Annotated in this window: 23 protein-coding genes and 2 pseudogenes; 11 read left to right on the forward strand and 14 right to left on the reverse strand. The window is 65.3% G+C overall.

Annotated features, from left to right (window positions below; all coding sequences use genetic code 11):
* Positions 1-677 precede the first annotated feature (677 nt).
* Positions 678-944, forward strand: coding sequence for a hypothetical protein (locus tag ACIQM0_RS21035; RefSeq protein WP_145768064.1), 267 nt, complete (start codon positions 678-680; stop codon positions 942-944).
* Between the two features lie 105 nt (positions 945-1,049).
* Here the strand turns inward: ACIQM0_RS21035 and ACIQM0_RS21040 are convergent, their stop codons facing one another.
* Together ACIQM0_RS21040 and ACIQM0_RS21045 are read right to left on the reverse strand one after the other, a co-directional pair.
* Positions 1,050-1,358 carry a transposase gene (locus ACIQM0_RS21040; RefSeq protein WP_401289448.1) on the reverse strand — a complete coding sequence of 103 codons (309 nt, stop codon included), beginning with the start codon at positions 1,356-1,358 and terminating at the stop codon, positions 1,050-1,052.
* The gene (locus ACIQM0_RS21045) at positions 1,244-1,795 is read right to left on the reverse strand and encodes a hypothetical protein (RefSeq protein WP_401289478.1); all 552 of its coding nucleotides are present in this window, start codon (positions 1,793-1,795) and stop codon (positions 1,244-1,246) included. The genes ACIQM0_RS21040 and ACIQM0_RS21045 overlap by 115 nt, the downstream gene beginning before the upstream one ends.
* A 50-nt stretch (positions 1,796-1,845) precedes the next feature.
* Between ACIQM0_RS21045 and ACIQM0_RS21050 the strand changes: the two genes are divergently transcribed.
* The 4 genes and pseudogenes from ACIQM0_RS21050 to ACIQM0_RS21065 form a co-directional block, all read left to right on the forward strand.
* Positions 1,846-2,373, forward strand: a complete 528-nt coding sequence (locus ACIQM0_RS21050) for an RHS repeat-associated core domain-containing protein (RefSeq protein WP_401288816.1) — start codon at positions 1,846-1,848, stop codon at positions 2,371-2,373.
* A 637-nt stretch (positions 2,374-3,010) separates the two neighbouring features.
* Positions 3,011-3,511, forward strand: a complete 501-nt coding sequence (locus ACIQM0_RS21055; RefSeq protein ID WP_401288819.1) for a PH domain-containing protein — start codon at positions 3,011-3,013, stop codon at positions 3,509-3,511.
* Positions 3,512-5,259: 1,748 nt separating this feature from the next.
* Complete coding sequence (locus tag ACIQM0_RS21060) at positions 5,260-5,733, forward strand: hypothetical protein (RefSeq protein ID WP_401288821.1); 474 nt, start codon at positions 5,260-5,262, stop codon at positions 5,731-5,733.
* Positions 5,734-5,802: 69 nt separating this feature from the next.
* A pseudogene (locus ACIQM0_RS21065) lies at positions 5,803-5,976 on the forward strand (hydroxymethylbilane synthase); the annotation flags it as partial.
* Here ACIQM0_RS21065 and ACIQM0_RS21070 read toward each other — a convergent pair.
* The 3 genes from ACIQM0_RS21070 to ACIQM0_RS21080 form a co-directional block, all read right to left on the reverse strand.
* The gene (locus ACIQM0_RS21070; RefSeq protein WP_401288824.1) at positions 5,937-6,344 is read right to left on the reverse strand and encodes a hypothetical protein; all 408 of its coding nucleotides are present in this window, start codon (positions 6,342-6,344) and stop codon (positions 5,937-5,939) included. The pseudogene ACIQM0_RS21065 and the gene ACIQM0_RS21070 sit on opposite strands and share 40 nt — an antisense overlap.
* Positions 6,345-6,585: 241 nt before the next feature.
* On the reverse strand, positions 6,586-6,783 hold the full coding sequence (locus ACIQM0_RS21075) for a DUF397 domain-containing protein (RefSeq protein ID WP_363069715.1): 198 nt from the start codon (positions 6,781-6,783) through the stop codon (positions 6,586-6,588).
* An 11-nt stretch (positions 6,784-6,794) separates the two neighbouring features.
* Entirely contained in the window at positions 6,795-7,649 is an 855-nt protein-coding gene (locus ACIQM0_RS21080; RefSeq protein ID WP_363024325.1) for a helix-turn-helix transcriptional regulator, read from the reverse strand.
* A gap of 255 nt (positions 7,650-7,904) precedes the next feature.
* Here ACIQM0_RS21080 and ACIQM0_RS21085 point away from each other — a divergent pair, with 255 nt between their 5' ends.
* Complete coding sequence (locus ACIQM0_RS21085; protein ID WP_401288828.1) at positions 7,905-8,357, forward strand: ATP-binding protein; 453 nt, start codon at positions 7,905-7,907, stop codon at positions 8,355-8,357.
* 124 nt (positions 8,358-8,481) lie between these two features.
* Here the strand turns inward: ACIQM0_RS21085 and ACIQM0_RS21090 are convergent, their stop codons facing one another.
* Genes ACIQM0_RS21090 through ACIQM0_RS21100 form a run of 3 tightly spaced genes read right to left on the reverse strand, consistent with a single transcriptional unit; the run spans position 8,482 to position 10,233 of the window.
* Positions 8,482-9,066, reverse strand: a complete 585-nt coding sequence (locus tag ACIQM0_RS21090; RefSeq protein ID WP_363024327.1) for an HD domain-containing protein — start codon at positions 9,064-9,066, stop codon at positions 8,482-8,484.
* Positions 9,067-9,089: 23 nt separating this feature from the next.
* Positions 9,090-9,956, reverse strand: coding sequence for an XRE family transcriptional regulator (locus ACIQM0_RS21095; protein ID WP_401288830.1), 867 nt, complete (start codon positions 9,954-9,956; stop codon positions 9,090-9,092).
* Positions 9,934-10,233: a helix-turn-helix domain-containing protein gene (locus ACIQM0_RS21100; protein ID WP_401288832.1), complete on the reverse strand. Its 300-nt coding sequence runs from the start codon at positions 10,231-10,233 to the stop codon at positions 9,934-9,936. The genes ACIQM0_RS21095 and ACIQM0_RS21100 overlap by 23 nt, the downstream gene beginning before the upstream one ends.
* A gap of 817 nt (positions 10,234-11,050) precedes the next feature.
* On the opposite strand from ACIQM0_RS21100, the gene ACIQM0_RS21105 reads away from it, so the two are divergent.
* The 3 genes from ACIQM0_RS21105 to ACIQM0_RS21115 are packed head-to-tail and all read left to right on the forward strand — an operon-like array spanning position 11,051 to position 14,333.
* Positions 11,051-12,082 carry an NAD-dependent epimerase/dehydratase family protein gene (locus tag ACIQM0_RS21105; RefSeq protein WP_401288834.1) on the forward strand — a complete coding sequence of 344 codons (1,032 nt, stop codon included), beginning with the start codon at positions 11,051-11,053 and terminating at the stop codon, positions 12,080-12,082.
* Between the two features lie 20 nt (positions 12,083-12,102).
* A complete protein-coding gene (locus ACIQM0_RS21110) occupies positions 12,103-13,158 on the forward strand; it encodes an NAD-dependent epimerase/dehydratase family protein (RefSeq protein WP_401288837.1) in 1,056 nt (351 codons plus the stop codon).
* A complete protein-coding gene (locus ACIQM0_RS21115) occupies positions 13,155-14,333 on the forward strand; it encodes a DegT/DnrJ/EryC1/StrS family aminotransferase (protein WP_401288839.1) in 1,179 nt (392 codons plus the stop codon). Before ACIQM0_RS21110 ends, ACIQM0_RS21115 begins: the two co-directional genes overlap by 4 nt.
* Before the next feature lie 23 nt (positions 14,334-14,356).
* Here the strand turns inward: ACIQM0_RS21115 and ACIQM0_RS21120 are convergent, their stop codons facing one another.
* The 4 genes and pseudogenes from ACIQM0_RS21120 to ACIQM0_RS21135 all read right to left on the reverse strand — a co-directional run bounded on the left by ACIQM0_RS21120 (position 14,357) and on the right by ACIQM0_RS21135 (position 16,946).
* Positions 14,357-15,253, reverse strand: a complete 897-nt coding sequence (locus ACIQM0_RS21120) for a glycosyltransferase family 2 protein (protein ID WP_401288842.1) — start codon at positions 15,251-15,253, stop codon at positions 14,357-14,359.
* Between the two features lie 142 nt (positions 15,254-15,395).
* Positions 15,396-15,668, reverse strand: a pseudogene (locus ACIQM0_RS21125) (glycoside hydrolase); the annotation flags it as partial.
* Positions 15,669-15,886: 218 nt separating this feature from the next.
* A complete protein-coding gene (locus tag ACIQM0_RS21130; protein ID WP_311303850.1) occupies positions 15,887-16,087 on the reverse strand; it encodes a DUF397 domain-containing protein in 201 nt (66 codons plus the stop codon).
* A 10-nt stretch (positions 16,088-16,097) separates the two neighbouring features.
* A complete protein-coding gene (locus tag ACIQM0_RS21135) occupies positions 16,098-16,946 on the reverse strand; it encodes a helix-turn-helix domain-containing protein (RefSeq protein ID WP_385349871.1) in 849 nt (282 codons plus the stop codon).
* Positions 16,947-17,204: 258 nt separating this feature from the next.
* Between ACIQM0_RS21135 and ACIQM0_RS21140 the strand changes: the two genes are divergently transcribed.
* Positions 17,205-17,657 carry an ATP-binding protein gene (locus ACIQM0_RS21140; protein ID WP_401288845.1) on the forward strand — a complete coding sequence of 151 codons (453 nt, stop codon included), beginning with the start codon at positions 17,205-17,207 and terminating at the stop codon, positions 17,655-17,657.
* A gap of 24 nt (positions 17,658-17,681) precedes the next feature.
* Here the strand turns inward: ACIQM0_RS21140 and ACIQM0_RS21145 are convergent, their stop codons facing one another.
* Together ACIQM0_RS21145 and ACIQM0_RS21150 are read right to left on the reverse strand one after the other, a co-directional pair.
* Entirely contained in the window at positions 17,682-18,887 is a 1,206-nt protein-coding gene (locus ACIQM0_RS21145) for an MFS transporter (protein WP_401288848.1), read from the reverse strand.
* Positions 18,888-19,187: 300 nt separating this feature from the next.
* Entirely contained in the window at positions 19,188-20,030 is an 843-nt protein-coding gene (locus tag ACIQM0_RS21150) for a C40 family peptidase (RefSeq protein ID WP_401288850.1), read from the reverse strand.
* 801 nt (positions 20,031-20,831) lie between these two features.
* On the opposite strand from ACIQM0_RS21150, the gene ACIQM0_RS21155 reads away from it, so the two are divergent.
* Positions 20,832-21,191, forward strand: a complete 360-nt coding sequence (locus tag ACIQM0_RS21155; protein WP_123460983.1) for an NADH-quinone oxidoreductase subunit A — start codon at positions 20,832-20,834, stop codon at positions 21,189-21,191.
* Positions 21,192-21,201: the final 10 nt, after the last annotated feature.

Here is a 21,201-nt window from a genome sequence, read left to right on the forward strand (position 1 = left end):
GGCCGCCAACCTGCCCCAGCCCACACAATTCCGCCCCTCGCAAGCACAGAACCCCCGTCAGCAAACCGACGAGGACTCATGAACGATCGAGGCTAACGCCGATGCCGAGCGCCGCGAGATGGGCGTCAAAGAGGCCATCTCGGAGATGACCGTCGGAAACCTGAAGAAGTTGTGGAACAGCTACACTTCGGGAGATACTGCGGGGCGCTGCCTTAGCGGTTCAGCGGGATTCATAGTCGGGGGCACTGGGCAAGTCTGCTTGGTCACTACCAAGCGCCCCGACGGAAAGACAGACTATGGGCTGTCTGCCAACTACGGTGCGGAGATGTTGTCGTTCGGGGCCGGTCTGCAGTACGAGATGTATGGCAGCAACGCTGACGATTTCGAACAGCTGCGAGGCGACAGTACCGGAGCTAATGCATCCCTTGGGGTGGGCGTGCAAGTCTCCGGCAGTCACGAATACGCCATAAATCGGTCGGGGAATTCGGTTACTGTAGTACGAAATAGTCGCGGAGAGCCTGTCACGGCCACCTCCTTGGCTGCAGGGGCCGGGGTTGGGGTCGAAGTAGGTGTACAGAGCGCATATGGCACTAGGATAGGGCACCTCTTCGCCCGGTAACTTTGGCGATCACTTGAGGCGCACAGACCTATCAGTCCGTGCGCCTCCGGAGGTAAGAATGTACGAAATGATCCTTGCGGCTCGAACCTCGCATTCTGTGAACTACGGAGAACTCACCATCGGGGCAATTGTCGCTATATTTGGATCCGTACTGGCATTGAACACTCGAGGCTGCGCCGAGGCGGCTGCCGACTTCTTGGGAAATAAGGCGTTCCCGGCCCTCTATCACAATGAAATCTTCTTGAGAGTTCCGGCCGCATTCTTTGCAATATTGGGGTCGATATTCGCTTTGATAAACATCAAAATTCTATTCTTTGGGTTCTAGTGCTTCAGTCACGCTTCTTCATTTGTCCTGGCCGCAGGGCCCTTTTGGAGCCTAGTGTTTCGTAGTCCCGTTCATGTCAGTTCGAGTTGTTATTGACGAGTTTCTTCACGTTGGTCGTGACGAGTCTGACCTTCGCGAGGACCTCGCCAGCGGTCGCGGTCCAGGTGAACGGGTTCGCGCTCTCGTTCCAGTGAGTTGATGTAGTCGCGGACCTGCTTGATCAGGACGTTGACGCTGGAGAAGGTTGCCGCGGCCGATGGACTGCCGGGTCAGGATTCCGAACCAGATCTCGATCAGGTTCAGCCACGAGGACCCGACGGAAGTGAAATGGAAGTGGACGTGCGGGTTCTTGGCCAGCCACTCCTTGACCTCCGGGGTGGTGTGCGTCGAGAGGTTGTCCAGGACGACATGGATGTCCTTCTCGGCGTGCGGTCTGACGCCTTCTTCAAGAAGGCCAGGAAGTCCTTGCCGTTCCGGGTCGGCTTGCACTCGCCGATCACTTCGCCGGCGGTCACGTTCAGGGCGGCGAACAGGTTCGTGGTGCCGTGCCGGACGTAGTCGGCGGTGCGCTTCTCGCTCGTCGCCTGGATCTGCGTCTTCTCGTCAATCGAGAGGACCACCGCGCCACCAGGTGGGGCGAGGTAGAGGCTGATCACGTCGGCGACCTTCTCCGCGAACGTGGGGGCCTTCGAGATCTTGAAGGTGCCGTTCCGGTGCGGCTTGAGATGCTCCTCGCGCCAGATTCGCGCGATGTAGTGCCAGGACACGGAGATGCCCTCGGTCCGCTTCAGGTATTTTGCCAACTCGCGTGTGGACCAGTGCGAAAGCTCCGTGCCATCGACAAACCGCAACCCAGAGCGGCACCGTCTCCTACCTCATCAGCGACCACCAGGGCACCGCGATGAGCGCCATCACCGTGGGAACCCTCGCCATCACCCGAAGGAAACAACTCCCCTTCGGCCAGCTCAGATCCTCACAGTCAACAGCCTTCGGAAACCGCGGCTTCGCCGGCGGAACCAACGACCCCACCGGCCTCACCCACCTCGGCGCCCGCGAATACGACCCCACCCTCGGCCGCTTCCTCAGCGTCGACCCCATCATCGACACCGCTGACCCGGCCCAGATGAACGCCTACAGCTACGCCCACAACAGCCCCCTCATCAAATCCGACCCGGACGGCCTCCGCCCGGACGGCCCGGCCGGCGGCGCTTCATACAACGACGACCGCTGGGCGGCCGACCGTGGGATGAACGCGGGGTACACGTACAAGAGCGGAAAATGGGTCTGCACCAGACCCCCAAATCCTGGTTCGATCCCCGCTACCAGGCGTACAGGGCAAACCCGAGTAGCTACAAGGTATTTCACTACAATGCAAAAAAGGCCGCCGATGCCGCGCAGGCTGCATTTCGATCTAAAGAAGCCAGGGTGAAGGCTGACAAGGACCGGCGCAAAAAGGACGAAATATGGGGCAATGTAAAGAAGGGGAAATTCGGCGCTGCCTGGGGCCAGAGTAAATCTGGATTGGGCGATACTTTCGGCACCTGGAATGGTTGGAAAGCTCGAGTCCTGCCCGGAGTGGGCTTCGGTGCCTGTTTGGTCGTCTCGGCAGGTCTCTGCACTGTGGCGGGCGTGGCTATTGTGGGAGCGACCTTCGTCGGTGACGGTCTGACGACGGGAAGTTGGGACTACGCCGCAGCTGGTAAGAGCCTGGCATGGACCCTGGCGGGAGGCTACGCGGCAAGAGGGCTAGCGGGAAGTTGGCGGGGGTCAGCTTTTGTCAACCGAATGCGAGTAAAAACTTTCTATGAGGCGAAGAATGTCACTATCTACGGATATCGAAGGTCCATAGACTGGGGCGCTACTCAGGCGAACATGAGCCTCAACGTCGCAAACCTGGGCTCCTTCTGTGGAGCAGGTGTTGCGAGCCCGGGTAATGCTGCCGGGTGGTGTTGAGATACCTGCGGTATCAAGAATTTTGTGAGCGGCCAGGAACGAGGAAAATAGTGGATTTCGGTGTGAGTCGAACTATACTTCGACGTCGTTCCTGGCCGATTCTGAGCGGGATCGTGATTGCAGTTCTCGGGACTGGCATGCTGGCGGCCATCTATAAGGTCACCTCGGTCAATGGATTTCGGATGGGTTGGCAGGGAGTGCCGATCTACTTGGCCCTGGCCGGCATATGTGGACGGATCGCCAATTGCAAGGTTGTCCTGCACGAAGATGCTCTAGTGGTCGTGAACCCCTTGCGCAGTCATGTTCTTCCCAAAAAGGAAATCCGCGACGTTTCACTCACCGATGACGGCACGCTTGAGGTGTATCTCGATGAGGGCCTGTCCATCTCGGTCTTTGCCTTTGGCGGGTCTCTTCTTGATCGCTTCAGGGGGTCAAGTGGAGAGGCGAGACAAAAGATAAACGCATGGCTGCACTCTGCCTCCTTCGCGGATAAATCCCGAGGCACTATTCCGCAGGTTCTCTGGACACGATGCAGGAGTGCTGATGCGTCTTTTTTGCTCTGTGCTGCCATATCGGGCGCGGGTATTATCTGGATGGGGTTCAGTGGCAATTGATGACATGGAAGAGCAGCCACTTCGGGTAAGCCTAACCGAAGGCGGTTCAAAGGTGCCTGCGTCCGCTCGCCTCCTTCTTTGGTACGCAAGGAGGCGTGGGAAGTCAGGGCTGCTCTTCCACTGTGCGATGCGAGACAATTTTCGTAGCATGACACTCAAATGGTCGATCGTCACAATCGAGTGGGGAAGGGAGACGCTTTGCGGGATGAGCGGCACTACCTTCAAGCGCCCCATGTTCGTCGGCTTGCCGCCAGGGGAGTACGAGCTCACCTTCCGGGTAATGCGGGCGCGCAGGAATCGGGGCACCGTGTTTCGCGAAAAAGTACTCCTTCGTGAGGGAGACGTTTTCCTGGCGCTGTGTGAACCAATCCAGCCAAATGTTTTCTATCGGAAGAGTCCGACGGAAGACACCTGGCGGATTGGTCTAGTGGAATCCGGGCGGCGGGCGTGAATGCCTGGTGCCCCTGACAAGCTACCCTCAATCGGTCGTGACGGCCCCGTCGGTTTCTCTGTCGGGCCGTTTCGGCGTTGTGGGCTGGCCGGACGCCCTTCCCAAGACCGTCGCGGCCTGTACTATCAACCTCGAACGCGCCCGACTCGTTGCCGACGCTTTGCGCGCCGGAGGATCCGAACGACGGGGTGGTCCCCAGCGGAGGACGATTCACGGTCGCAGAGCCCGATACCGGCTGCGCCGACCCGTTGAGTGAGGTGGCCAACCAGGCCATGAAAGAGCGGAGTTGCGAGAGTTCCTCAACTGCGACCAGTTGCCCGACGCACTCGTCCGGAACAGCCCAACCCCGCACGCCGTGGCGGCGGTGACACCTATACAGCGATGTGTATGTGCGTATGTGTATGAGCGCCACCCAGCCACGTGCAAGTTATGGGAAGAATTATCGTGCTCCTTGTTTTTGCAGCCATTTTCATCACTGCAGGGTTGGCTATTAGGTGAAATTACAGAGAAGCGGAACGGGAGATCAGCCTCTGGCTTCGCTCCGGCCGTGCAGCAGGTGATCTCGAACCTTCCGCTCCGCAGGCCTCGTGGACACGGTGTGCGAGCGCCGATGTTTCTCTCGTTCTGTGCGTTGTTCTTGATCTTTGGTCGCGACACCATGTCGTTTTTCATGGCAGGGATGGAACCCTGCCACGAGAGGCACGAGATCGTTGTCGGCTTAAGGAAAGGCGGATGCCTTCCATGCTGAGCGGGGCACTGAGTTCCGTGTGCACGCAGGTCTCACTCTGGCGGTGGAGCGTACGCTGAACGGAATGTGAAAGGATTCATATGGAGGATAATGATCCTCTTCGATTTCGCTGGAAAATGGCATTCGGGGGTATGGCGATGATCGCTGTGTTCATTGCGTCCAGCCCGCTGCCGGGGCCTTTTGATATTGTCGTTCCTGTGGTAGTAGGGACGGGCCTGGGGGGCGTGATTGGTAAATCGCGGGCGCGGTAGCGACCACTTCTAGTGACGTCTGTGCATCTCAATCTGAGGCGGCTCGGGTCCTCGGCATTTACCAGGCGTGCAGTGCAAACCCGAGCAGCTGCAAGCTGCACCACTGCTACGCCGTTCAAGTTGCCGCTGGCAGGGATCAAGCACCGGTCAGGGGCCGTAGGGAGGAGCCGTCATGAGGGAGCTGCGAGGCAGCTACAGGGTGCACTTCGGGCTGGCGTTGGTGCTCTGCGGTGTCGACCTGCTGTGTATGGCCTCGACTTGGCTGCCCGGTGAAGGCGTCGTGCCCTAGTGGCTCGTAGTGGGCTTGTTCGTTCCGTCTCTTCTGGTCTTCGCCGTCACCCTCATCCGTAGCTTCACCAGCGGAGCCGCGGCCCAGTTGATGGGGCGGGCCAATGCTGACCGGTTGTTTAGCTACGTTCTGCTGCTGCCACTCACTCTCAAGCTCGCGTACGCGTTCATCATCTGCCTGGCCGTGCTTGGCTTTGCCACCGGTGCCGGAACGGCCGAGGACGCACAAGTGGACGCGTCAGGCTATTACTACACCTACTGGGACAGGGCGGCGCATCCTCAGCAAAGTGCCAGGGTCGAGCTCACCGAGTTCGAGTACTACGAGGCGCTGAAGAGCCAACTCCGGATCTTCAGCGCCGGCACGGCTGTGTTCCATGCGTTCGGCAGCTTCCTCGTCCTCGCCTCCGCGTCAGCGGCCGCCGGCCGCACCCTGACGGCTCCGGAGTGCTCGTACGGTTCGGCGGAGCGACTCCGGTGGTCCTGACGCCCGGACGCGCTCTCGCGGGTTCGGTGAATGTGTTGACGGTGGCGGTTGCGGTCGCGCCAGGTGGTCGAAGGCGGCGGCGAACTCTTACTCCGGGATGAGGTGTTCACCCCCGGCGGCAAGACCGTCCTCAGTGCCCACGAGTGGGCGGGTCCCCTGGACCCCGCGATCCTCGGCACGTCCGTCGCCGTCAGCCTGCTGCGTCAGGGCGTGCGTGAGCTGATCGACGGCTTCGCGCACTGAAGCGGCGTCGAGTGCGTGAGCGTCAGATGGAGCAGGGGGCGTACGTGCCACTCGATGTGGCGCCCCTTGCGGAGTAGGAGCGTGAACCCGCAGGGCTCGCCACGATGGAGTGCGCCGAGCGCCTGCACCCAGCCGCTCTGGTCCGCCCAGTGGAGCGCCCGCGCCGTTTCGCGTGGGGTCAGCCCCAGGACGTGGCTCGCGCGGAGCTGGACGCGGATGGCGTGGATCGCCTCGCGGGGGCCGGGCAGGACGCGTAGGTCGACCGGTTCCGGGACGAAGCCGGTCGCGGGGGAGTGCCGGAGCACCTCGAACCGGAAGCCGCGTTCGACGCGGGCCTCCACGGAGGTGGTGCGGGGTGACGTACGCATGGTCGACCGTCCGATCGCAGCGTGTGGGCGCGTGGCCCGCAACTGGCCTGAGTGTGGGCAGAGTTACGGCGTCTCCTGGCGCGGTTGAGCGTGGGCTCGACCGGGGTGGCAACGTACGGTGACGGTAGCGTCACCCGGTCTTGCGGCGCAACCATGCCCCGGGGCATGTATGTGTTCGAGACGTGCTGAAGCCCCCCGCCGCTGGGCAGGGGGCTCTCTTGGTCGATGCGGCTGAAGGTTCCTACTGGGCGAAGTGGTCGAACTCGCCGGCCTTGACTCCCTTGATGAACGCGGCGAACTTGGCCCGGCTCGTGGTGGTCACGGCGCCGGGATCGTCGCTCTCGCGCATCAGGATCTGTTCTGCGTCCTGTGCCACCTCGACGCACTGCTCTCCGCCGCCGGAGAACGACGACTTCTGCCACCTGATTTCAGTGTTCATGCCGCGGATTATCACAGGTCGCGAGTGAGGTGGTGAATGAAGCTCCGCGACTCCTCGGGGTCCAGGCCGACCTGCTCCGCGTAGTCGAGCTGAAGGCGGTACCGGTGCAGATCGGCCATGGCGTGCAGTTGGACGCCTTTGAACGGGGCGTCGATGTGGACGGTGTCCAGGTGTGGCGTGACCCCGCCCGCGTACAGCACGGTCTGTGTCACTTCGACGAACCTCTCGCTCGCGAAAGGGATCACGCGCACAGTTATCGACGGGCGGTCCGACGCCTCCAGGAAGCGTTCCAGTTGGGCCCGTGCGACCTTTCGGCCGCCGACCCGCATCCGGAGGGCTGCCTCATGGACGATGACGTCGAATTTCGGCGGCTTCTCGCGGTCGAGTACCGCGCCCCTGCGCATGCGGTGCTCGACCCTCGCCTCCACTTCGTCCTCGGGTAGCTTGGGCAGCACGCCTTCGAACAGTGCGCGCGCGTACTCAGGGGTCTGGAGCAGCCCCGGCAGCGTCATGGCCTGGAGGCAGCGGAGGTAGCTCGCGTGGTGTTCCAGCTCCGCGATGTTCAGGAAGCCCGGCGCCAGCACGCCACGGTACTCGTCCCACCAGAACTGGCCCCGATGCTCTCGCGATATGGCGCACAGCGCCTCGATCAACGCGGCGTCGTCGCAGGCGTAGAAACTGGCCAGGCGGCGGATTCGCTCCTCGCTGATGCCGATGCGGCCAGATTCTGTGTGGCTGATCTTCGCCTGGTCGGTCGAGATGAGCGCGGCAGCCTCGCGGGCAGTCCGGCCGGCCTGCTCACGCAGCTTCCTCAGCTCGCAGCCCAAACGTGCTTGGCGCGCAGTCGGGTTGTCCCTTGGTGGCATGTCACCATCCTTCGCTCGTGTGCAGTCTCGCGTGCCGGAGCTACGACGGTCCACCCGATCGCGTGAAAAGGTAGGGGCAATATTGCTACGTAGCTTTCTTGCTCTCTATAGTCCCACTGGTAGGTGCTCGAAGGCGTTGTGGCTCGAAGTGCAGTCATCCATAGGCAAGGTGATTGGCCGCTGGATCGACCGATGTCACGAGCAAGGCCTACCGCGCACCACCCCGGAGACCCGCACCCGTAGGGAGACCGCGCCATGACCCCCGTAACCGTTCCGCCCCCGCCCGCCCCGTACCTCCCGCAGCGCGGCGAGCGCTACCGGCTCGTCGCGCCGAACACCCCCCTCGCGCCCCGTGTCGCGCGGGACTTCGTGGGGGCGCTGCTGCGGAGCACCGAGCATCCGGGGCTGGTCGACGACGCCCGGCTGTGCGTGAGCGAGGTGGTGTCCAACGCGCACCGCCACACGCGGGCGGCGCGCATCCGGGTCGACGTGACTGTGAGCGGCTGTCAGGTGATGGTCTATGTGACCGACGACGAACCGGGCCGGCTGCCGAGGCAGGGCGTCGCGCCGCACGCGGAGAGCGGGCGCGGGCTCTTCATCGTGGAGAGCCTGACCGATCGGTGGGGGACCACGACGCGCGGCGGGCGGGTACGGAACGCCAAGACCGTCTGGTTCGTCCTCGTCGAGAACGCCCGAGAACATTTGTGAACAGAGGAACGCGGACCGATCCGTCAACGGCCCTGCGGAGACGTCCCTGGCCTTGGTACTTCAGCCACCCGGCGAAACACGCAGGTCAGACCGCAAAATCCTGCTGGAGTGCTAGTGGGCGTGGCTATCGGAGGTAGGTGCGCTGCCACTCGGCGAGGGACATCTTCTGCGCAGCATCGGCGAGCGCGAGAGCCGAGGGGGTCTTGAGCTTGGCCCTGGTCGAGTCAACCCATTCCTGCGCTGCCGGGTAACCCTGCTGAAGGTATTCCAGCCCCTGAATCATGCACTCCAGCTTGTCGGCGTCATGGGCTACGAGGACTTCAAGCGAATCGCTGTTCTCGTACTCGTCGACGATCGCCTTGATCCCGCTTGCCACCGAGGGGTGCGCATCGGAAACCTGATCGGCTGTGACGTCCTCGTTCCTGGCCACTTTGATGTACCGGCGGCCGATCCACGGGATGTCGCCGACGCGGGTCTCCTGCGTGTCGTGGAAGGTACAGAGGAGGGCGACCTTGGCAGGGTCGGCGCCTTCCATCATGGCCAGGACGGACCCGACGACCGCAGTGCGCCAGGAGTGCTCGGCGATTGTCTCCGGGTCCTTGACGCCGGCAATCCACCAGCCGCTGCGCTTGCCGCGCTTCAGAGCGCCCATCTCCAGCAGGTAACCAGTTGTTCCGGTGTCGTGGTTGGTGCTGCTGGCGTCTGTCATGGCGTCCCCTCCAGTGGAGTTGATCAGGTGTGCAGAGTCAGACCGTAATGCACGGATTCCATCTCGCGCCTGGTCTGAGGGGAGATTCCGGCGCCGTCCAGAAGGACCGTGACCTGGTTGGTGAGGAGGCGGTTCAGGTGCGGGTCGGCCGAGAGAAGGCCGCGGCGTGAGGAGAGCAGGGCCCATACGGTGTGGGCGTTGAGATCGATGCAGCCCAGGTCGGGGGCGAGGCGATCAGCCAGCTTCCGAAGGAGCGCGAGCCCGTCCCATGTGGTGTCGGACCGGTCAATCATGAAGGTGTCGTCAGACCGGGGGAGTTGGTCGATGCCGAGCCAGTAAGCCCAGTAGTTGAGGTTGGCGAACTCGCCGGTTTCGTCGCCCATGCCGTTACGGATGAAGGCGTACAACGGCTCACGATCGCCGTGGCGGGTCAGCGATGCAGCGACCGAGCGGCTGTCTGCCCAATGAGGCGTCCAACCGGAGCGAATGCCTGGGGTGTGGCGGCGCATGTTGGCGAGCCAAGACCGCGTGTCCGCAGCTTTGTCGTACGAGCAGAGGTAGAGGGCCTGGCGACGCAGCAGGGCGCCGCTCTCTCCTGCGTGGTCTGCCAGCTCGGCTGCACGCCGCATGTGGGCGTAGAAGGCCTGTTGATCGCTGGGATCGAGGAGTGGTGAGGAGCGAGCCGGTCCACGCCGACCCTTCGGGGCGGAGGCGGGGAGCGCAGCCGGCGAGGTGCCGTTCAGTGCCCAAGCCAGCATGTGTGCGGTATCACGGGTGAACACCCAGCTCGTTAAAGGGTGTTGGGAGAGCGCTACTGATGGCGGCCCGGACAAGGCGTGAGCAATCACGGCGTCCGCATCCACCGCCTCATCCAGGAGCGTCAGCATCATCGAGGGCGCACCGAGGCGCACCGAGGCGCAGCAGGGTGCGGGAGATGGCGCGGAGGTTCCCTGCTTGGGTCGAGGTGAGAGGGCGGCGCCCCGACTCCCAGCCCTGGACCGTCGTCTTGTCCACACCAAGGGCTTCAGCCAGTTCGTCCTGAGTGCGAGGCACGTGCTCGCGTATCACCTTGAAGAGGTGGCCCGTGACCGCACCTTCACGTGGCCTTCGTGCAGGGCTGCTCCCAGTCAGTGTTGCGTGGGCTGCCCTTCTGCTGCCTGCGGCCATGGCGCCTCCCCTTGGCGGTTGGGCCTGCTCTTACTCGTACCCGCAGTCAGTCCTCTCCCAACGCCCCTCTGCGTAGCGTGAGGGCATGGCTTATGGGCCTTCTGAGAGGGCCCGAGCGTACTGCGGCAGCGGCTATCGCGACCAGCATCCGTAGACGCGGCAAATGCCGTCGTTGAACGACTCTTGGGCAAAGGTGGCTTGGGCCTGGTGGCCGGACCGCCGGTGAGGGGTACCAGTGAACCTGCTCTCGATAAAGGCCGGGCGAACCGACGTGCGTCCTGTCGCCCGCCCGAGGCCGAGGAGAAGCGCCGCGAGATTGACGCCGGGTCGGTATGAGTCCCTGATCTTGCCGATGATGCGGCCGGCGGGCATGAGCAGTCTCGCGGACTGCGGGCGCTTGGCGGGCATCGGTACACCGGATGTGCCGCACGGACCGGTGGTCGCGGATGTTCGACTCCAGCGGTATGCGTCCGACATGGTGCGGGCCCTCGGAACCTCGGCGACCAGCGGCCGAGGATGTGGAGCCGGAGTTGTCCGGCTGCCTGTGGCAGACACCTGATATGGCCAGCAGCACCATGCAGTCGTACCAGCTCCGCCGATTCCTCGGTTTGTGGAGGGCATGGCATGACGGCAGCACGTCCGTCATGCACAGCGGGCGGCCCGCTCTGTCCCCCATTGCTCCGGACGCATCGTGACTCCGCCCGATCTGCCGGACCAGACCCTCGCAGATGCCCGAATCCGGGCTCCTGTGGCGTCGTGAAGCAAACCGATAACGGAAACCCATCCGAATGCATCAGCATCCTGAAAGGCCACAATCATGAGCGATTCGCGCTTACGGGAGCTCGATGGCGCCCGCGTACTTGTGACAGGGGGCGGCGGTCTTGTCGGCAGTCGCATCGTTGCGCTGCTGAACGCGAACGGAGCCCATGCGAGTGTTCTGGACCGGTTCGATGCCTACCCGCACTCGGTCCGCGGGCTGTTTGACGTGGATGTGAACGCAGCCAGAGTGGTCTTTGGCGACGTCCGCGAAGCGGCAACCGTCCGGTCGCTGGTTCAGCGAGCCGATTACGTGATCCACGCAGCTGCCTACGCGGATGTCGCGGCATGCACCCGTCAGCCGGAGGTCGCATTCGCAGCGAACCTTCAGGGGACACAGACCGTATTGGAGGAGACTCTCGGGTCGCCGGTGAAGCGGCTGGTGTTCGTATCCTCGGCTTCTGTCTACGGCAACGGTGGCGGCGACGGTGTGCAGGAGTTCACCGAGAGTCAGCCGCTGGTGCCTATCTCCGTCTACGCCAACACCAAGCTGTGGGGCGAACACCAGGTGCGGCTGATGCTTGGGGGCTCTCAATCGCAGCAGTACTCGGTGGTGCGGTACTTCTCCGTCTACGGCGACCCTCAGGTCCCGAAGCCCGGATCGCATTCGTGGATGGTCCCCTGGCTCTCGATGGCGGCCCAGCTCGGAATGCCCATGCGTCTCAACGGTGGCGGCCGGCAGGTACGCGACATGGTGCACGTCGATGACATCGCCCGCGCGACGGTGCTGGCGCTCGTCGCGGACGGTGCTTCGGGTCAGACGATCAACGTCGGTAGCGGACGGGCGACGTCGGTCCGCGAGATCGCTGAGGTGATCGGCCGCCACTACCCGGACGTCGAACTCGTCAACGCACCCCTGCCGGAAGGCGACCCGCTCGGCGGCTATGCGGACACGCGCAGGTCCCGGGAGCTCCTTGGCTGGAAGCCGACCGTCACGCTTGAGGTGGGCATCGACCGCTACGTCCAGTGGCTCAAGTCCAACCCGGACGTTGTGCCCGACTGGATGGTTCCCGCACCCGCCCCCACCGTCTGACCCAGTCGAAGGAGAGAACCATGCGCGTTGTCCTGCTGGGCGGAGCCGGATACATCGGCTCTGTCGCTGCCGACTACCTCGTACGCCAGGGCCATGACGTCACCGTGGTCGACGGCTTGATCTACAACCGCGACGACGACCCCACCAAACTCCTGCCCCTGGCAGTGAGGTTCGTTCAGGGCGACCTGCGTGACCCTGTCGTTCTCGGGGACGTCTCGGCCGGGGCGGACGTGGTCGTGCACCTCGGCGGACTCGTGGGTGAGCCTGCCTGCGCCGTCGACGAGCGGCTCGCGGTCGAACTCAACTATGCGGCCCCGATGCTGGCCGGGGACGCCGCTGTGAAGGCCGGCGTTGGGCGGTTCGTCTTCATCTCTTCGTGCAGCGTCTACGGCCGTCACGAGGGAACCGTGGACGAGGACACTACGACGAACCCGCTGGGGATCTACGCCCGGACCAAGGTCCTGGCGGAGAGGCGGTTGCCCGCGGTCCTGGGAGATATCCCCACCACCACCCTGCGGCTGGCTACGGTCCATGGGCGGTCGCCGCGTCAGCGCCTGGATTCGGTTGTCAACCGGATGACCTCGCGTGCCGTGGCCGACGGGCGCATTCCTCTCAACGGTGGCGGCCAGCGCCGTCCTCTCGTGCATGTCAACGACGTCGTACACGTCCTGACGCAGTCCCTGACCATGCCCGGCGACCACGTCTGGAACGTCGGCAGCGATCAGGAGAACCACACCATCGGCGACATCGCCGCAACCGTCGAGGCCGTTGTTCCGCTGGCCGTGATTGATTACGGCCCCGAGCTCGACGAGACCGACGCCCGCGACTACCGGGTGTCCTTCGCGCGGCTGCGGGAAGCGATGCCCGACTCCTGCTCCACCACGCTGAAGCAGGGTGTGGAGGAGATCGCCACGGCCGTCGCCACTGGCATGGTCAAGGACCCGCAGGATCCGCAGTACGACAACCATGCCGGGCTGCGCTTCGCCATCGCCGGCAGCCGGGTAGCCGTACTCGGCTCGCCGGACTGTGAACGTCTTCACAACGAGTACGTGACTGCCTTCGGAGACGGACGATGAACGCCGGCTCCGACGCCTTTCTCCCATGGAACAGGCCGTCCATCGGAGACGAGGAGATCGCCGAGGTCACCGACACTCTCCGTTCGGGATGGCTGACCCACGGGCCCAAGGCCACTCAGTTCGAATACGAAGTACGTGAGGCACTGGGCCAGGAAGACAGCTTCGCCGTGTCCTCCTGCACCGCCGCTCTGCACCTCGGCTTGCTTGCTGCGGGCATTGGCCCAGAGGACCAGGTGATTACCCCCAGCCTGACGTTCTGTGCCGCCCCCAACGCGATCGTGCAAACCGGAGCCGATCCGGTCTTCGTCGACGTCGACCCCGACACGTACAACCTCGACCTGGCTGCGACTCAGGCCGCGATTACCAACGACACCAAGGCGATCGTGGTGATGCACTACGGAGGACACCCCTGCGACCTGCCCGCCTTCCGGAAGCTGGCCGACGAACACGGTCTGGTCCTCATCGAGGACGCCGCCCACGCGCTCCAGGCAAGCCGTGCCGGTCACCGGGCCGGCAGCGTCGGCGACCTTACGACCCTGTCGTTCTACGCGAACAAGGTCATCACCAGCGGAGAGGGAGGAATGCTCCTGGGGCGTCGGCGTCTCGTCGAACGAGCCCGGCTGCTCGGGCGCCACGGCATCGACTCATCGGTGTGGCAGCGCCACAGGCGCCGGAGCACTGCCGACTACGAAGTCACGGTCCCGGGCTTGAAGTACGTCATGTCCGATATCACGGCAGCCGTCGGGCTCCAGCAGTTCCGGAAACTTCCCGTCTTCACGGCCCGCCGCCGGGCGATCGCCGAGATGTACACCAGTGAGCTCGCGGGCCTGCCCGGCCTGGTCCTGCCCACTGTCCTCGACGGGGTTGAGCACGGGTGGTTCCTCTACTCCGTACTGATCGCCCCGGACGCCTGCGGCATAACCCGCGACATTGTGGCCGAGCAGCTGCTCACGAACCACATGATCGGGACGAGCTGCCACTTCAAGCCGGTGCACGCCCTCGCGGCCTACGACCGTCACCAGCCGAGCAGCCATCTGCGTGGCGGTCAGAAGACACACCGTCTCCAGGTCACCGACCGTGTCGCCGGTCAGCAGCTGTCGCTGCCCTGCTACCCGGCGATGACTGACGACGACGGCATGAGGGTCGTGGGTGCGCTGCACACTGTCCTGAGCTGATCTGTTCCGGGTCGTCCATCTGGTCAGATGACCGGTGGACGGCCCAGCCGTGTCATCCGCCAGACCGTCCTCCAGCGCATAGGCCGCCTAGGCGGGCATGGCGTCCGTACGCCTTCGAAGAACCCGCCCCACCACGCTCGAAGCCCGGACAGTGGCGGGCGGCGCACCATCGTGAGCAGTGCCCAGACCCCCAGATAGACAGGGACCAGGACAGCGGGAAGATGCCGACGGGCCAGCCACAACCGGTTGCGTGCCACGTTTCGGTAGTAGGCCGCATGCCGGGCCGGGGATGTACGGGGGTGCCGGAGGACCATGTCGGCCCGGTATTCGATGTCCCAGCCGGCATCCAGCGCGCGCCATGCGAAATCGGTCTCCTCGTGCGCGTAGAAGAACGGGGCCGGGAAATCACCCACCTCGTTGATCACACTCATCCGGATCGCGTGGCCGCCGCCGAGGAAGGTGGTTACCCTCCCCGAACGCATGGGGTCCGACGCGCGCAGACGCGGGACGTGGCGCCGCTGCGTCAGCCCCTCCTCGTCCTCGATACGGAAACCCGCTACGCCGAGGTCGGGTGACGCGGCGAAGGCCTCACGGATGAGCTGCATCGTGTCCTGGCGCGGCAGGAAACCGTCATCGTCCAGGACCACCACCACATCGATGTCGCCACGATCCCGCAGGCGCTGCACACCGACATTGCGCCCCCCCGGGATACCCAGATTCTCCGCCAGCTCGACGGCGTCCACCCAGGCCGGCATCGGCGGCAAGGGGGCACCCTGCCCGATCACAACGGTGGGTACCGGCCCCCCGTCCTGTTTCTCTACCGACTCCAGGAGCGCTGCCACCTCGGCCGGGCGATCACCCATGGTGAGAATCACATTGCCAAGCATGGGCGCAGAAGAAACGGGAGGCGTCTTGGGCATGATGCCGAGCTTAACGGTGCGGCAAGTGGTGAATGTGAACCGCTTCCCGATCCTTCCTCCACGGGACAACCCCCATACAGGTCCTGCGCAAACGTCGAAGAGCCGCCGCTCCCGAGCGGGGGAGCGACGGCTCTTCGATGTGTGCCGCGTCCCCGTGGGCCTGCGTCTCCAGGTCCAGGGCGACCTGCTGGGTGGCCTCGGCGGACGCCGCGACGGTGGTGGAGAGGCCGGCCGTGATGGTGGGCATCTCGATGGTCTGGGTCACCGGCTCTGACTGGGCCGGAGCGGCAGTGCCTGCGGCCGCGATGGTGCTGAAGCCGCACCGGCAAACCGGAGCACCTCGAACCGGAAGCCGCGTTCGACGCGGGCCTCTACGGAGGTGGTGCGGGGTGACGTACGCATGGTCCCGTCCGATCACAGCGTGGGATACGCGGCCCGCAACTGGCGCGCATGCGCGCCGAGGTACGGCGTTCCTGACGTGGTTGAGCGGTGCGCCCGGCCGGGGTGGCGACGTACGGTGACCGTGGCGTCACCGATGTGAGCGGCGCAACAGTGGGACGTCCCAAAAGTGGGCCGAGTTATGCGAAACGCCCTCCACCTGGCATTCAGGCGGAGGGCGCTCGGCCGAGTCGGTCAGATCAGGTGGTCGAACTCGCCGGCCTTGACGCCCAGGACGAAGGCGCGGAGCTTGGCGACGCTCGTCGTGACGACCAGGTCGGGGTCATCGCTCTCGCGCATCTTGATTGCGCCGTCCACGGGCGCCAGTTCGATGCAGCTCTGATTGTCGTCCGGTCCCGAGAAAGAGGATTTCTGCCAGTTGATTGCCTCTGTCATGCCCGTTGGCTCACATTTCCTTTGCGACGCGTTGGATGAATTGGTCTGATTCCTTCGGCCCGAGGGCGATCGACTCGACGGAATCGAGCAGTGCGCGGTACTTGGCGACTTGGGCCTCGGCGTCCAGGAAGCCCGAGTTGAACGAGCTGTCGATCTGGACTGTGTCGAGTGCCGGAATAGTGGCTCCGGCGTACAGCATCGAGTGCACCGAACTGGTGATCTGCGCGGAGAACGGAATGATGCGGACGGTCGCGGACGGCCAAGTGGAAACCGTGCGCAGAAACTCCAGTTGCTCGCGCATCGTGTCGGCGTCGCAGTACCGCATGCGAAGTGCGGCCTCGTGGATGAAGGCCTCAAACGGGGTGGGCTGAGGGCGGTCGAAGATCTCCCGGCGCCTGGTGCGGTGCTCGACGCGAGTATTCAGTTCCGAGGCCGGGAGGTCGGTGAGGCCGCCTCGAATGAGCGCTCTCGCATATGCCTCCGTCTGAAATACGCCGGGTACATAGAGCATCTGAATGGTGCGGATGTATATGGCGTGATGCTCCAGCTCGGCCAGGTCCAGGAATCCGGGTGAGAGTATCCCCCGGTAGTCCTCCCACCAGCCCTTGGTGCGCTCCTCGGCCATACTCGCGAGTGCGTCCACCAGGTGTTTCGTACCGGCCGAGTAATGGGCGGCCAGGCGACGGACGCGCTGGTCGCTCACGCCGTAGCGACCGGATTCGATGTGGCTGATCTGTGCGCGCTCGCCACCCAGGAACGCGGCGGCCTCGCTCCCGGACATGCCGGCGCGCTCGCGCAGCTTGCGAAGCTCCGCGCCCAATCGCTTCTGCCTGGCGGTCGGGTAGCTCCTTGGTGGCATCGGCCCTCCCCTTCGTGCGGGTACGAGTGTGCCGCGCCACCGTGCTGCTGGTCCACTCGTATGAGTGTTACGGCCGTCCCACTGTTGCGCCGTCCCAATGTTGCGCCCTAGTGTCCGAGCGTATCGACCGGAAGCGGCTCGGTGCTCCGAAGTGCAGCCATCCATAAGCGAGTTGCCCTCGCGCGGGACCGGCCGATGCCACGGCTCACCGGAACGGGCCGACGCACCGGAGACCCGCACCCGTAGGGAGACCGCGCCATGACCTCCGTAACCGTTCCGCCCCCGCCTGCCCCGTACCTCCCGCAGCGCGGCGAGCGCTACCGGCTCGTCGCGCCGAACACCCCCCTCGCGCCCCGTGTCGCGCGGGACTTCGTGGGCGCGCTGCTGCGGACCACCGAGCACCCGGGGCTGGTCGACGACGCCCGGTTGTGCGTGAGCGAGGTGGTGTCCAACGCGCACTGCCACACGCGGTCGGCGCGCATCCGGGTCGATGTGACGGTGAACCGGCGTCAGGTCATGGTCTACGTGACCGACGACGAACCGGGCCGGCTGCCGAGGCAGGGCGTCGCGCCGCACGCGGAGAGCGGGCGCGGGCTCTTCATCGTGGAGAGCCTGACCGATCGGTGGGGGACCACGACGCGCGGCGGGCGGGTACGGAACGCCAAGACCGTCTGGTTCGTCCTCGTCGAACGCGCCCCGGACCGCTTGTGAACCGGGGAACCCGCCCGCGCGCCCTCAACGGCCCGGCGGACGAAGCTCCGCGCCCGCCACGAGCACCACCAGACCCGCCGTCACCGCCCCGCACCACATGACCGCGTCGAGCGAGGTGTGGTCGACGACCGTGCCGCCGGTCAGCGCGCCGGCGGCCAGTGTTGCCTGGAAGGACGCGGTGAACAGGACCGTGGCGGCCTCGGGCGTTCGCGGGGCGGCGCGGGCGAACCAGGTCTGGGAGCAGACCGGGACCGCGCCGTAGCCGAGTCCCCAGACGATGAGCAGCGCGAGCGCGCCCGCGTCGCCCCGGCCGAGGACGGGCAGCAGCGCGGTCGCGGCGGCGATCGTCCCGGCGGCGGCTCCGAACGTGAGGCGTGGGGCGCGTGTGACCAGTGCGCCGCCGATGAAGTTGCCCGTCACCCCGGCGGCGCCGTAGATCAGCAGGTATCCGGTGATCTGTCCCGGATCGGCCCGAGTGACCTGCCGCAGGAAGGGGGTGACGTAGGTGTACGCGGCGAAGTGGGCCAGTACGACGAGGAACGTCATCAGCAGGGCGTACCGGGTGCCCGTGCCGCGCAGCAGGGCGCGGAGCACCGAGGGGCGGGTGACCTCGGCCGGGGGCAGGGCGGGCAGGGTCAGGAGAAGCAGGGCCAGGGCGCCGGTGCTCAGCAGCCCCATCGCCGCGAACGTGGTGCGCCAGCCCGCCAGATCACCGATGAGCGTGCCGGCGGGGACGCCGAGGACGGAGCCGAGCGGTACGGCCGAGAAGATGACCGCCGTCGCCCGTCCCGTCGATGCCGGGCGGACCAGCCGGCCGGCCAGTCCGGCGCCGATCGACCAGAAGCCGCCGATGGTGATGCCGACCAGCACCCGGGCGACGAGCACCAGCCAGAAGGCTGTCGCGGCGGCGGTGAGGAAGTCGGCCACCGCGAGCAGCAGGACGAGGGCGCAGAGCATCAGCCCGCGGTCGACGCGGGCCGTCGCGACGGTCACGGTCGGGGCGGCGACGGCGGCGAGGAGCCCCGGCATGGTCATCATCAGGCCCGCTGTGCCGTCGGAGACGCCGAACTCGGCCCCGATCGGCGTCAGCAGACCGATGGGCAGGATCTCGGTGGTGACGATGGCGAAGAGAGCCAGTGTCAGGGAGAGGACGGCCCACCAGCCGCGTAAGCGTGTGCGGGGTGAGGCGCTGGTGGTGCCGGTGGTGCCGGTGGTGACGGTCGTGGGCATGGCGGGGCCGTCCTGTGTTCGCCGGGGCGGGGGCTGTTCGCTCCAGTTCACAAGCGCACGCGGCCGGTGTCCGGCAGGTTCGCGACGTCAACGTCTTCGGCCGCGAGTGAGGCCGGGTTTCCGCCGGAAACGTCCGCCGCGAACGCCGACGCCCGAACACGACTGGCGACTGCGGCTGGAAACGCCGAAGAGCCGCGGCTCCCGAGCGGGGGAGCGACGGCTCTTCGAGGTGCGCAGAGGCGCTTGTGAATCCGTGAACTCAGAGGTGCGGCCCGGTGGGCGCGGCTCGGAGGACCTGGCTCAGAGGATGCGGACCGCACCCGTCGGCATGTCGTAGTCCAGCGGGCGCTGCACCACACCGGTCGAGGAGTTCTGCGCGCCGACGAACTGGCCGCCGCCCACGTAGATCCCGACGTGGTACGCGCTGCCCGCGCTGCCCCAGTACAGGATGTCGCCCGGCTGGAGGTTGCCGAGCCCGACCTGGGTGCCCGCGGTCGACTGGCTCTGCGAGACGCGCGGCAGGTCGACGCCCACCGTGCGGAACGCGGCCTGGACGAGGCCGGAGCAGTCCCACGAGTTGGGGCCGGTGCCGCCGGGCACGTACGCGTCCCCGACCTGCATCTGCACGAACGACACGACGGAGGCCGCGGAGCCCGTGGCGGAGGAGGAGACCGGCGCCGAGGCGGTCGACGCCGAGGAAGAGGAACCGGACGAGGAGGAGCCCGAGGGGGCGCTGAGCGTCGTGCGCTCTGCGGTGCGGGAGGCGCGCTCGGCGGCCTCCGCCTTGGCCTTGGCGGCTGCCTCGGCCTTCTTCTTGGCCTCGGCCTTGCGGACGGCCTCCGCCTTGGCCTTCTTGGCGGCCTTGGCGGCGGTCGTGGCCGCCGCGTCCTCCTGGGCCTGCGTCTCCAGGTCCAGGGCGACCTGCTGCGTGGCCTCGGCGGACGCCGCGACGGTGGTGGAGAGGCCGGCCGTGATGGTGGGCATCTCGATGGTCTGGGTCACCGGCTCGGCCTGAGCCGGAGCGGCAGCGCCTGCGACCGCGATGGTGCTGAGGACGCCACCGGCAACTCCGGCCCGCAGCGCCGATTTCGAGGCGCTTTGGCGGGGCTTCCGGTGGCTGGGTATGAGAGCGGTGTGGGACATGGGTACTAGCGCTATCAGGGCCTCAGGGGTCCCATCAAGAAACGTGTGTTGCGACACAGTTACGTCCGGAATCTGCGAATCCGCTTTCCGAGGGCCTTTATTGACGCCGTAACGGGCAAATCGGACGGACGTGATCACGGCCGTGATCACGGGTTTTCGGTAATTCGCCCGAATTGCCCGTCACTTACCATCCGTTCACACCGTTGGCCAAGCCCGCTTATATGACGGGGGTGGTCGAGTGACGCAGGTCACAGCATGGTCTCGGCGTGACGGGCATACGAGCACCTCGCGCGAGAGGTGCGGAGTGGGTGCGGAACCGGCGGTGCGCGGTGGGGTATTCGTCCGGAAGGGCGGAGATGCCGAGATACATCCAATTCGTCCCACGCGGATCCGGTCCCGGTGGCCGCGGACGGCCGTGGAGCGGCCGCCGATGACCCCAGAGTGGGGCAGATCCCTATATCACCGCATCGCGTCCATCGCCAATTTGGCTGTAGCCACCATCGCTTGATAGGGCGACACCTCTTTGACCAGGGGTAACGGCACCGGATGTCACGTCTCGTGATCACTCGGCCGCTTCGCGTACGAAGATCACCGCTCATCCGACTTCATGATCGTTCGTCAGGTGGTGGAGATCACAAAGACGTTGTCGTACCCCGTGTCGCAGATCACAGGACGTCGGGCATAGGATGCGGGGCAGTCGGGCTTGTGAACTGCCTCACATGTGCACGATCTTGGTGAGGTGGCGAGCCAGATGGCCCGATGCGGTCCAACGGTCAAGGACGACTGGAAGGAGCGAGGAGCGTGAATGCCTACGCGCCCATCCTCGTGCTCGGCGCCCTCGGGGCAGGGTTTGCGATCTTCTCCGTGGTCAGTGCCACGCTTATCGGCCCCAAGCGGTACAACCGGGCAAAGCTCGAAGCGTACGAGTGCGGTATCGAACCCACCCCCACCCCAGCCGGAGGCGGCCGCTTCCCGATCAAGTACTACCTGACGGCGATGCTCTTCATCGTCTTCGACATCGAGATCGTCTTCCTCTATCCCTGGGCGGTCACCTTCGACGCCCTGGGGATCTTCGGGCTCGTCGAGATGCTGCTCTTCGTGCTCACCGTCTTCGTCGCCTATGCGTATGTATGGCGTCGTGGCGGCCTGGAATGGGACTGAGGGGCTGAGG

Source organism: Streptomyces sp. NPDC091387, assembly GCF_044756945.1.
Classification (GTDB): domain Bacteria; phylum Actinomycetota; class Actinomycetes; order Streptomycetales; family Streptomycetaceae; genus Streptomyces.